Origin of the sequence: Robbsia andropogonis (assembly GCF_000970345.1) — a bacterium.
Taxonomy (GTDB): domain Bacteria; phylum Pseudomonadota; class Gammaproteobacteria; order Burkholderiales; family Burkholderiaceae; genus Robbsia; species Robbsia andropogonis.
Genome location: NZ_LAQU01000008.1, coordinates 191,128 through 203,357, shown reverse-complemented (window position 1 = coordinate 203,357; position 12,230 = coordinate 191,128). Strand labels below are relative to the sequence as shown.

Below are 12,230 nucleotides of genomic sequence, written 5' to 3'. Positions count from 1 at the left end.
GGATTGAGGGATTTGCAAGGAACGGGCATATTACGTGTTGAATCCTGCAAATTCTGACGAGGTTTGAATGGGTCCGAAGAAGGTAGTGCCCGAGGAAGATTTCTTTCGACAGCCGCTGCGCGAGCAGATCAACCTGAAGCATTCCTTGGTCAAGCTGAGCGACTTGATCGAGTGGGAGCGCCTGAGCGTTGCGATGAGTGCGAGCTTCGCATCGTCGCGTGGGCAGCCGGCTAGTTCGCCGCGCTTGATCGCGGGTCTACTGTATTTGCAGCATGCTTTCGACTGGTCCGATGAGGACGTAGTATGGCAATGGATCGAGAATCCGTACGGGCAGGTTTTTACCGGCGAGACGTATTTCCAAACGACGCCGCCAATCGATCCGTTGAGCCTCACGCGCTGGCGCAAGGGCCTTGGTGAGGCACGCGTGGAGGAGTTGCTGGCCGAGACGATCGAAGCGGCCAAACGTGCCCAGGTTGTTGAAAGCGCAAACCTGAAGCGGGTCATCGTCGATACGACGGTGATGGAAAAAGCCATCGCGCACCCGACTGATTCGCGCCTGCTGGAGCGCTGCCGAGAACACTTGGTGAAGGCCGCGACACAACATGGTTTAGCACTGCCCCAGAACTACAATCGTGAAGCGCCTCGCTTAGCAAGTCAGATTGGCCGATATGCATACGCCAAGCAATTCAAGCGAACGAAGAAAACATTGCGAACACTGCGTTCGCGCGTTGGACGCGTCATGCGCGATGTAGAACGTCAAATTGACGGGGTCGCGCAACAAAGCCGCGCGGCACTCGACACGCTGCGGCTCAAAGCAAAACGGTTTCTCGCGCAACAACCCAAAGATAAAACCAAACTGTACGCGTTGCACGCGCCGGAGGTGGAGTGCGTCTCAAAAGGCAAGGCACGACGCCCGTATGAGTTTGGCGTGAAGGTGTGGATCACCACGAGACATCGCGAGAGCTTGGTGATCGGTGCGCGCTCGATGCCGGGGAACCCTTACGATGGACATATGTTAGCCGAAGCCTTGGAACAGGCAGCGATTCTGAGGTACGTTACGGCAAACATCGCGGCAGTGGAACGAGGTTATAGGGGCGTTGCGATAAGCGGAGTGAAGATCTATTACCCTGGTCCGCGACGTGGCATTACGCGAGGGCTACGAGCGATGATCAACAGACGCAGTGCGATCGAGGCGGCGATTGGCCACATGAAGTCCGACGGCAAACTAGATTGGAACTGGTTCAAGGGGGCGCTCGGCGACGCGATCCATGCTGTCATGTGCGGCACGGGCCACAACCTGCGGATGATCCTGAGGAAGCCGCGGTGTTTTTGCATCCTGCTATTGGCGTTGGCGTGGGGTGCGGAGTATGTCACGCGGCCGACGACCTGACCATCGCCAATCAAATTCCTTCAGGAAACGAATTTTTCAGGTCCGACTCCGTAAAGCTGTCGTCAGTGGGGCGTGAGTCAAGCAGGAGAGACGATGCATAGGAATATGCATTGATGACGGTTTGCATGGAAGGTGTTCCTGGAGACGGATGTGGTGGTGGCTTAGTACCCTCCCTGAGTATCAGTTCCTTTGAAGTAGAAGTGTATTAAAAAAGCGAGGCTTACCTACTCCGGGAAAATAAGACCAAATTGATCTAGGATAATGTCGCACCGAGACGGAGCGCGTCATTAAGAAGAGTCGATATAGCGATGAGCAGATTTTTCGGATATTGCGAGAGGCACGACGGCGTGCCGACGCCGATGTGCAACTGTTCGACATCTAGCCGACAGTGATACGACTGATTCGCGTCGTAAGCATCATAATATTGCATGCTTACATGCGTTAAACCGCTTTGCGGAACACTTACTATGTGCACCCGCTATATACAAAACACTTTAACAACGGGCAGCGCGGGAAAATGAGGTGGCCTCGCGAATGGAATCATCTCATCGCTTGTCGGTTCAGCGACCGCTCCATAAATCGAGTGCAGTAGCAGAAACGGCCCATTTGGAGCGAAGGTGCACACCCACCATTACCCTATCTCCGAAATCGTAATGCGGTTCGGCAGCGATCGTCGCTTCCTCTGCCTGGATAACGAAAGCGGCATCGTCTTCGCGCCACGCCTGGCATAGGTCGTCAAATTTTTCGCCAGGTCGATAAGGCAGTGCAAGATGAATACGGGATGCGACACGTTTGTCGATAGCAGACCACTGAGATTGGGTAAATAATCCTAAGCCGGACTCCATTCGTTTTCGCACAAATTCTCCTTTGCTTCGCTTATACAAAAATGAAGATTCCCATACGACAGGCGTCCAATTGTGGTCGAAGAATAAGTTATTCGCAATGATCCCCGCGACTTCATCCGAGACATCCACTTGATGACGAGCACAGAGATATACACTTATTTCGTAAGATAAGCGCTGCAACAACGGTTCTGCGTTCACAGATACGATCATTGCCGGCAATAAAGCCTTATCAAAAAGATCTAATGAATCCGTCAGCGAGTTTCGCGTAACACCGCTGCCTGACATAAAGCGTATCACCAAAATGTCGAGTAAGGAAAACGCTTCTTGAGATGATTGAGTAGGCTTACTGATTTCCTTTTCAATTGCGGCAATGATGCTCTTCAAGTCGGCACTGAAGATACACAGACCGTCAGGCAAAGCACGTTCTAAAAATATTTTAGAAGCTGGTATTCCCATGACTAATTTTCGGAGCAGAGCAGTCTGATCCGTTTTGCGAGGATGTGCCTGGATACTCGTTATAACGTCGGACGAAAGGAGCGGCATCCATCCCGTGTGAACGGCTCTTATTTCAGAGAGCGCGTTGAAGAGCTGCGGAAACAATGATTCCATAAAAGTTGCAAGGCGCTTGCTCGTTGATGCGAGTGTAACAATGCTCCGTGTCGAAAGCTGAAGCTTGCCGGCCTTAAATATATCGCCCGGAATATTTTCGAGATGCGTGCCAGCGCTGTGATTGACGTCATCGCATGATGCTTGCTTCGCAGAATCATCGACAGAGAACCAGGGCTCAAGCAGGCGAGATGATGCATAAGAAAAGGCGTTTGGGATGATTTGCATGAAGTACGATTGGAAATATAGTGGCAAGGCCTGTTCGGTAACGCTTTACTCGAAATTGTTCATCTTATGTGCGAAGATAAGTTTTGCAAAACGAAGCGATTTCATTTGACATGCGCGGCAAGTTATCGGCAATAACGCGTATCCGGTAGCCTTGCTGACAAGGCAGCATGCTGCATCTCTATCTAGGAAAGTCGGCGAGATTGCGCGCAGGAAAAGCCAGAATTGTGTTAAAAGCAAGTCTTGCTAGAAACGCGTTGCACAATTGGCAGAGGTATTACCATGCCTGATGCCGCGAGAATGGCGTTTATCCGCAGGAGCTTGCACAATGGCGGCAGGCGGCGACGCAGTTGCTGGCCAAGCCCGAAGATGCGCGCGCCATGTTCGTACATGCAAAGGCCGATGGTCAGCGGGCTAAGGAGCCTAAGCGCGCATCATGGCGTAAGGAGAAGGCGCTGGCTGAGACGGCGGCACTGCTCGTACTGTCAAAACACGTGAGGGTATATTCATTAAGAGCTGGTGACAACGTTGATCCGCACAAGATCTGGGCGACCATGTTCGCCAACGAGAAGTCGGGCGGCCATGGCGAGCGCCCAGTCGCGATTGGAACAATTGACATGGCGATCTGCCCGGCATCGGCTTCGAAGGGAAGGCCGACCTTTTCGCTGAGATGCAAAATCTTTCCGCATAAGCCTCCAAAACGCGGAAACGCCGGCAAAAGTGTCGGCGTGGCGTTCAAAAATACAGATTTCGAAAAGATCTTACGTTGGCGCTCTGCACCGTGCATCATCGTAACCTTTCAACTGCGGAGTGGTTCCGTCGCCATTTTGAGCAGCGGCACCAGGAAACGATACTTTCCGGTTACCGCGACGCTAACATGACGATGCCTTTTTCGAGGATACCCAATTAAAAGCGCTAGGGTATCCAGAAAGACCCATCAGCCTTTTACATTTTTCAGCACTTCGCGCGCTGCGCGGACCACGGCGTCCGTCGTAATATCGAACTTCGCGTAGACATCCTGGATCTTTCCGGACTCGCCGAAATCGTGCATTCCGACGAATTTACCTTCCAGGCCGAGATACCGCTCCCATCCCAGCTCGACAGCAGCCTCCACGGCCACGCGCGCGTGCGTGTCGCCTAACACTTTCTTCTTGTACTGCAGGTCCTGCTGTTCGAACAACAGGCGACATGGCATGGACACCACGGCTGTAGGCACGCCTTCCTTTTGCATGATCTCGCGCGCTTCCACCGCCAGATGCAATTCTGAACCGGTCGCAAGCAGCGTCAACTGCCGTGGGCCACCTTCCGCTTCAAGCAGAACGTAGGCGCCGCGAGCCGATTTGTTCTCTGTGCCGGCCTCCGTACGCAGCAGCGGCATCGGTTGGCGCGATAATGCGAGAAGCGCTGCCTGTCTTGGGTGTTCCAATACCAACTCCCACGCTTCGGCTGTCTCCACGGCATCTCCCGGACGGAAAACAGCCAAGTGCGGAATCGCGCGCAATGCCGCAAGGTGCTCCACCGGCTGGTGCGTCGGACCATCCTCTCCGAGGCCGATCGAATCATGGGTCATCACGAATGTCGTACGCACCCGCATCATCGCGGCAAGGCGAATGGCTGGCCGACAGTAATCCGAGAAACACAGGAAGGTACCGCCATAAGGAATCACGCCGCCGTGCAAGGCGAGGCCGTTCATTGCCGCCGCCATGCCGTGCTCTCGCACACCATAGTGGATGTACGACCCGTCATACTTGCCTGGCTTGATTTCTACCTGATTTTTCGCCTTGGTGTTATTCGACGGGGTCAGATCCGCCGATCCGCCTAACAATTCGGGAATCGCATCGAACAAGTGATTCAACACGGCACCGCTGGCTTGACGCGTTGCCATCTCGCCACCCTTGCTGACGAATTCCTCTCTCGCCGCCGCGATTGCGGCTTTCCAGTTTGGTGGTAATTCACCTTTGGTGCGCCGTTCGAATTCGCCACGCAGGGCATCCGGCGCTTTCTTGACACGCTCAGCCCATTTTGTCCGAGCCTCGCGGCCTTTGGCGCCGATTTCCCGCCATTCGTTCAGCAACTGTTGTGGGATCTCGAACGGTGCCGAATTCCATCCTAAAATTTTTCGTGCACCCGCGATTTCGTCCTCACCGGGCGCATCGCTGTGCGCTTTTTGCGTGCCGGCCTTCGTTGGGAAACCGAATCCAATAATGGTTTTACACGCGATCATCGTAGGCTGATCGGTTTTTGCACGGGCGGTCTTGATGGCATCGCGAATCGCATCGGTGTCGTGGCCGTCGATTTCGAGCACGTGCCAGCCGGATGCCTTGAATCGCTCGATCTCGTTGTCGGACACGGCAAGATTCGTCGCACCATCGATGGAAATGGAATTGTTATCCCAGAATGCGATCAACCGGCCCAATTTGAGATGGCCTGCCAGCGAAATCGCCTCCTGACTAATCCCTTCCATCAAGCAGCCGTCGCCGAGGAATACATAGGTGAAGTGATTCACGAGGTCGTCACCGAACTTGGCATTCATGATGCGTTCGCCAAGTGCCATGCCGACGGACTCCGCAATCCCTTGCCCGAGCGGGCCCGTGGTGAGTTCAATGCCGTCAGCGTGTCGATATTCCGGGTGGCCTGGGGTCTTGCTGCCAACTTGTCGGAATTTCTTCAATTCCTCGATCGGCATATCCGCGTAACCGGTCAAGTAGAGCAGGCTATACAACAGCATCGATCCATGGCCGTTTGACAGCACAAACCGGTCGCGATCAATCCAGTGCGGGTCCGCCGCATCAAACTGCATGAAATCCTTGAATAACACCGTTGCGATATCGGCCATGCCCATTGGCGCGCCAGGATGCCCGCTTTTTGCTTTCTGCACTGCGTCCATGGACAGGAACCGGATACAGTCCGCCATGTCTCGCAGATGTTTATCGCGCGGAGCCGGAAAATGGATCGGGGCTGAGGAAACTGAGGAAGATTGTGAGGTCATCGGGCTATCCTTTCGGGTCAATAGCGGGGCAGTACTGTCAAATGGACGTCTAAGTCCGGACGTGGGAGGCTGGGCGGCAGTCAGGGAAGGGGCGAACAGTCGTTCGCGGCGGCGTTGCTGACGGTCGATGCGTTCCTCTTATGGTAAGTCCGTCTGAGATCATTTGCAGGATGCTGTGAACCGAGGCTAGCAGGATGGATTGATGCCGGCGCTAGTACAGGGCGTAACGATGGGACGTGGGGAATAAACGCAAAAGGCGCCTGGGAGCGCCTTTTGCATTGTCAGTACGGCGTACACCGTGATTATTGCGCGGTGTAAGGGTTCATCGACACGGGACGACCGGCTGCGGACGAACCTGCTTCGACACCGCCGAAGCTGTTGCCCATGCGTGCGCGTGCCGCTTGTATATCATTTGGGTAGTCAGGATTGTTTCTTGCTGGTTCATATCCGGCGCGTTCCAGCTGTATCAGCTCGGCGCGAACCGATGCCCGCGTGACCGGTGCTGTTGACTGTGCGAAAGCTGCCAACGGCAAGGATAGGGCAACGGCAACGGCCAGTGATTGAATAAGTGCTTTCATGATCCCTTCTTCATTTTGTCTTTGTTACCAATGCTGCACGCCCGTGCAGTACGTCGATGCATGCATCTTACGGTAGGTTGCAAAGACAATAAATGGCGCTGAGACGAAGGAATTTGTACTAAAAAAGTAATAATAAAAGCGCGCGGGCGGGGTCACGGGGTTGCCATGCCCGATTGGCGCGAGACCAGGCGCGCATAGGTGCCCCCGTTCGCAATCAATACGGCGTGCGAGCCCGCCTCGACGATCCTGCCCTCATCCATCACGATAATGGTGTCCGCGTTCTTGATGGTCGAAAGACGATGCGCGATGACAATAGCAGTCTTGTTTTGTTTCAAGGCGTCGAACGCGGCATGGATATGATTTTCGTTGATCGTATCCAGCTGCGATGTTGCCTCGTCCATGATCAGGATCGGTGCATTCTTCAGAAACGCCCGCGCGATCGCAATCCGTTGGCGTTGACCCCCTGACAGTTGCACGCCGCGTTCCCCCACATGGGTTGCAAGACCGTCGGGCAGCGATTTGACGAAGTCGTCGAGTGCCGCGAGCGCCAACGCGCGCCGCATGTCATCATCGGACGCGTCAGGGCACGCAAGCCGAATGTTTGCTTCGAGGGTGTCGTTGAAGAGGTACGTGTCTTGGCTGACAAGTGCGATGTGCCGACGCAGGTCATCGAGACGTATGGTGCGCAGGTCGGTGTCGTCTAGCATGATGCTTCCTTGCTCTGGGTCCCAGAAACGCAGTAGCAAGTGCGCGAGGGTCGACTTGCCGGCGCCGGACGCCCCGACCAGTGCAACGCAGCTTCCCGGCTTCACCTGAAAGCTGACGCGTGCAAGTGCGGGTCGGGTATGCCCAGGATAGGCAAACGTCACGTCGTTGAAGCAGACGACCGGATTCTCCGGTACCGGTTGTATGCCGTCGCACACGGGTTCCGGTTCCGTTTCCACTAGATGTAATCGACGGGTGGATGCAATCGTGCCGGCCAACTGGCGTGCGGTCTGCCCTATCTCGGATACCGGCATGAAGGCGGCTACCGAGACAAGCGCGAGCAATGGCAACCATTGCGGCGCGATCCAGCCTTTTGCGCAAAGCACCGCGCCAAGGACCGTGACAGCCAGTGCGCCTGCGCCTGTCGCCACTTCCAATGCGGCACTTTGGCGTGCGAGGTCATCGAGCAAAGCGGAACGTACGCGCTGGTATTGTGAGACATCGGCCATGAAGACCGCTTTTCTTGCCTCTGTTGCCTGGAATGCGGACAATTCCGCAAGCCCCTGTATTGTCTCCGTAAGATGGGCGCCAAGTTGTCCGAGTGCCCCGCGCGCTTCGCCGCCGAGTCGATCGATCTTTGCGCGAGCGAATACCGGGTTTAAAGCCGCCCATGCGAGAAACGGGAACAGGATCACGGCAAGCGGCCAGGCAACGCATGCCAGCAGAACCAAGACCGCCGTGGGAATCAATACCGCGACGAACGCCGGGGCCACCGTATGCGCATAGAAATATTCGATTGTTTCCACGTCTTGCGTAGCCAGTGCGACGAGGTCTCCTGAGCGCCGACGTAGTAGATAGGCCGGCGCCAACTGCGACAGCTTTGCGAACAAGGCGATGCGCATCTCCGCAAGCAGCCGATAAGCCATGTCGTGTGCTTGCCAGGATTCGAGCCAGTGCAATGTCGCGGCGAGTGGCGCTGCCAGCAAGAGACCGAGCGTCGGCAGTAAAACCGGGCCTCCCGACGCGACTTCGGCCACGACCAGCGATCCCAATAAACTCACGGCGATAAACGCCAGCACACGGCCGATCCCGCAACATACGGTCAGCGTCAATCGTGACCGCCAGGGCGCCACGAAGCGCAGTAGCGTTTGCAACGTGCGCGTCCAACTCACCTCGGTCGGGTCATGGGCGAATGGTGGTGGCGCCGCCGATCCCGGCGCAGCGGTGCTGCTGTTTCGTCGATCGAGCGCCATTGATTGCGCCACGGCTGTTCCTATTTGCGGCGCCATCAATCTTGCGTAAAGGCCCGATTGCATGATCAGCTCAGCGTGCGTGCCGTGTTGCACAACACGTCCCGCGTCCAGCACCAGGATGCGATCCGCACCGATGACGCTGGACAGACGATGCGCCAGAATCAGCGTGGTACGGCCACGCATCAACGTATCCAACGCTTGTTGAATGACGGCTTCATTTTCCGCATCCACGGCGGAGAGGGCTTCGTCCAGAATCAGGATGGGCGCATCCCGGAGCAAGGCACGCGCGATTGCGATACGCTGGCGCTGGCCTCCTGAGAAACGCGCGCCTCGTTCTCCCACGCGTGTCTCGTATCCCTCCGGCAGCGCCGCGATGAATTCATGGATATTGGCGGCGGTTGTCGCGGCGATCATGTCGGCATTGCTTGCTTCCGGCCGGCCAAGTCGCAGGTTTTCCGCGATCGTCCCATGAAACAAGGTACTGTCTTGTGAAACGATGGCGATCATGCCGCGCACCTGTTGCGGATCTAGCGACCGAATGTCATGCCCCCCGATGCGAATGGTGCCCGTTTGCGGATCGTGCTGACGCAGCAACAGCCGCAGGATCGTCGATTTTCCCGCGCCGCTCGGACCGACGATGCCAATGGTCTCGCCAGCGTTTATCTTGAAGCTCAGGCCTGTGTGCGCATCGAGGCGGCGCCCCGGATAGGCGAAACCGACTTCCTCGAATGTGATGTCGGAAGTGAGGCCGCTTACATGCGCCGCCACGGTTGGCGGCAGATCGGTAGGCGTTTCCATCAGCGTATGGATGGCCGTCGCCGCGGACTGTCCCATCATGCCGCGATGGAGCACGGAACGCAGATCGCGAAGCGGCCGGAATACCTCGGTACCTGCCATCAACACGATTAGCAGTGCCTCGATATGCATTTCGCCGTGGTACACGCGCCATGCACCAAGCGCGATCGCGGCCGCGGCGCCCAGTGCCGTACCGAGGTCGGTGAAGAAACGCGTTAGCAGCCCGAGTGCCAAGACCCAGAAGGTACTATCGGATAGCGCCCTTGCCTGCGCTGCGAGTTTTTGTGCAAACGCATCGCTTTGGCCGAAAGCCTTGAGGGTCGGCAGTCCTTGCACGGCGTCGAGAAATGCTTCACCGAAAGACTTGAATGCGTGGGCGCGTTCAATGGCTGCTTTTTTATCGGCGTGATGGATCGTCATTGGCAATGCCAATGTGACAAGCGCGGCAACAAGCAGCACGGATGCGGTTGGCAGGTCCCACCATGCAAGAATGCCGAAGATGATGAGCGGGGCGCAGGCGGCAATGACCAACTGCGGGACATACGAACCGAAAAACGTCTCCAACTGTTCGACGCCATCGATGACCGCCAACATCACGCCGCCGGTGCGCGCCGATCCGAACCATGCCGGGCCGAGCGCGACGATCCGATCGAACAAACGCGCACGTAATATCGATTGGATCCGTCCCGCCGTCGCTTGCGCCAACACGACCCTGCGGTGGTCCAGCCATGCGCGCATGAGAATGCACGCCAGTGCGCTGGCGGCGTCGACGGCAATTGGCTGAACCGCCGCGCCACCAAGCACGCCTGCCAGGACGCGGCCGAGAAAAACGAAACGGAGCACACCAAAAACCATTGCCACGAGCCCCAGGCCGACAGCGCCCGCCACGCGCAGGCGGAATCCGGTCATGAGGGTCCACAGGGTATGGTTAAAATACATGCTTTATGCCTCCCGTCATGTCGTTTTGTCAGTTCGCACGGTATCGCGAGTCCTGCGGCAAGGCAAAAGACGTTTTTTCACGAGGTGTTGAGCAAGTTACAATACCCCCATGCCATCGCTTCCATCCCTGCCGTCGCTACGTGCTTTCGAGGCCACCGTCCGCCTCGGCGGGTTTGCGCGTGCGGCCGTGGAGTTACATGTATCGACGAGCGCGGTCAGCCACCAGATACGCGCTCTGGAAGAGACGCTTGGCGTGCGTTTGCTGGAGCGTAGCACCGGTCTGGGCGGTATCGCGTTGACGCAGGCGGGCGCACGTTTGCTGCCGGCCGCATCGGAGGCGTTGTCGATGCTCGAGGCAGCGTGTCTTGAGATCACGAAGTCTACAAGGCGTCTGACGATTTCGGCGAACGTCTCGTTCTCGTCGATGTGGCTCGCGCAGCGCATGGCCGCGTTCTCCGCGAGTCATCCCGAGGCGTCGCTGAATTCGATCGTCCAGGAAGGGCCGCCGGACGAAAGTCGCTATTCCGTCGATGTCGCGATCGTGCATGTTGCCGAGCGAGACATACAGCCGGACGATCTAGTCCTCTTGCGCGAAGCCGTGTTTCCCGTATGCAGTCCGACGCTGCACGCCGTTGCCGCCACTGCCGGGCCGTGTCTTTTGCTGCAGCAGGAGCACCGCGATTTCCCGGAGATCGAGTGGCATTACTGGATGGGCCGAATGGCACTCCCGGATAATTTTGAGACGAAGATCGTTCGTTATAGCAGTTTCAGTCAGGTCATTGGTGCCGCGGTGGCCGGCGCAGGTCTCGCACTGGGGCGTCTGCCGTTGATCGAGTCGGAGTTGAAAAGCGGGCGATTGGTGCGCGTGCGGCCCGATCTCTGCCAGGCGGCGTCATGGCGGTATGTGCTACGCAGGGGCAAGGCGCGGGAACACCGCTTGGTGGATCGCTTGATTGCGTTTCTACAAGCCGAAGCGGCGGCAATACCGGAAGTAACGCGGCAAGACGTGCGTGCCTGAATGTTCGTTAGAATCATGCCGTCGCATCGCATCACTTGCATCCCTTGAAATCATCACGATCGCTCATGACAACCATCAATGCCGCCAAGCCCGTCTACCATTCGCTGTTCCGTCGGCCAGATGTATTGGCGCTCCGCCAGGATCTGGCGCTGGCTTTGCGCGCCGCAGCCTATCATGACCTAAGTGAAGGTGTCTGCAATCACTTCAGCGTTGCCTTGCCAGACGACGATGGCCTGTTTCTACTTAATCCACGAGGCTTGATGTGGCGCGAGGTGACGGCGGAAGATATCGTCATCGTCGACGCCGCTGGCAACCGCGTCGCGGGGCGGCACGAAGTCGAACCCACCGCCATGTTCATTCATGCGGCGATTCATCGAATCGCGGGCAAGCATACGGTCCTTCATACGCATATGCCCCATGCAATGGCGTTAACGTTGATCGAGGACTGCGGCCTTGATACACGTTTATCTCAGAATGCCATGCGGTATCACGGCCGGGTCGCCATCGACCGCGAATATAACGGGCTCGCGCTGGATGCCGGTGAAGGCGAGCGAATCGCACGGGCGATGCAGGGCAGGGATGTGGTGTTTCTCGCCAATCATGGGGTGATTGTTTGTGGCTCGCGCGTCGATCATGCATACGATGACCTGTATTACCTCGAGCGTGCCTGTGCGGCGGAAGTTCTTGCGCGTTCGACCGGGTGCGTCTTGCGACCGGTGGATGATGCGATGGCCGCACGTGTTGCAACGCAGACCCTTGGCGAACGACTGCAATCCGAGCTGTTCTTCGCGGCACTGAGGCGCACTTTGTCGGCACCGGGCGACGGTGCCTGTTAAACGCGCCATCATGCTGATGCGATCCCCGACCCCAAGGCTCCCGCTCTCGCC

At 57.0% G+C, this 12,230-nt stretch carries 7 protein-coding genes and 2 pseudogenes; 5 read left to right on the top strand and 4 right to left on the bottom strand.

Annotated features, from left to right (window positions below; all coding sequences use genetic code 11):
* Positions 1-67 precede the first annotated feature (67 nt).
* Complete coding sequence (locus WM40_RS10555) at positions 68-1,390, top strand: IS5 family transposase (protein WP_046152819.1); 1,323 nt, start codon at positions 68-70, stop codon at positions 1,388-1,390.
* Positions 1,391-1,950: 560 nt separating this feature from the next.
* Here WM40_RS10555 and WM40_RS10550 read toward each other — a convergent pair.
* Positions 1,951-3,069, bottom strand: coding sequence for a hypothetical protein (locus WM40_RS10550; protein WP_046152818.1), 1,119 nt, complete (start codon positions 3,067-3,069; stop codon positions 1,951-1,953).
* Between the two features lie 287 nt (positions 3,070-3,356).
* Here WM40_RS10550 and WM40_RS31340 point away from each other — a divergent pair.
* Positions 3,357-3,566: pseudogene (locus tag WM40_RS31340) on the top strand (IS3-like element ISAzo10 family transposase); the annotation flags it as partial.
* A 15-nt stretch (positions 3,567-3,581) separates the two neighbouring features.
* Positions 3,582-3,702: pseudogene (locus WM40_RS29550) on the top strand (mandelate racemase); the annotation flags it as partial.
* Between the two features lie 301 nt (positions 3,703-4,003).
* Here the strand turns inward: WM40_RS29550 and tkt are convergent.
* The 3 genes from tkt to WM40_RS10530 all read right to left on the bottom strand — a co-directional run bounded on the left by tkt (position 4,004) and on the right by WM40_RS10530 (position 10,325).
* On the bottom strand, positions 4,004-6,055 hold the full coding sequence (gene tkt / locus WM40_RS10540; protein ID WP_046152816.1) for a transketolase: 2,052 nt from the start codon (positions 6,053-6,055) through the stop codon (positions 4,004-4,006).
* A gap of 302 nt (positions 6,056-6,357) precedes the next feature.
* Entirely contained in the window at positions 6,358-6,633 is a 276-nt protein-coding gene (locus tag WM40_RS10535) for a DUF4148 domain-containing protein (protein ID WP_046152815.1), read from the bottom strand.
* A gap of 152 nt (positions 6,634-6,785) precedes the next feature.
* Entirely contained in the window at positions 6,786-10,325 is a 3,540-nt protein-coding gene (locus tag WM40_RS10530; RefSeq protein WP_046152814.1) for an ABC transporter ATP-binding protein, read from the bottom strand.
* A 109-nt stretch (positions 10,326-10,434) separates the two neighbouring features.
* Here WM40_RS10530 and WM40_RS10525 point away from each other — a divergent pair, with 109 nt between their 5' ends.
* Together WM40_RS10525 and WM40_RS10520 are read left to right on the top strand one after the other, a co-directional pair.
* Positions 10,435-11,343, top strand: coding sequence for a LysR family transcriptional regulator (locus WM40_RS10525; protein WP_046152813.1), 909 nt, complete (start codon positions 10,435-10,437; stop codon positions 11,341-11,343).
* A 65-nt stretch (positions 11,344-11,408) separates the two neighbouring features.
* On the top strand, positions 11,409-12,179 hold the full coding sequence (locus WM40_RS10520) for an aldolase (RefSeq protein WP_024903827.1): 771 nt from the start codon (positions 11,409-11,411) through the stop codon (positions 12,177-12,179).
* Positions 12,180-12,230: the final 51 nt, after the last annotated feature.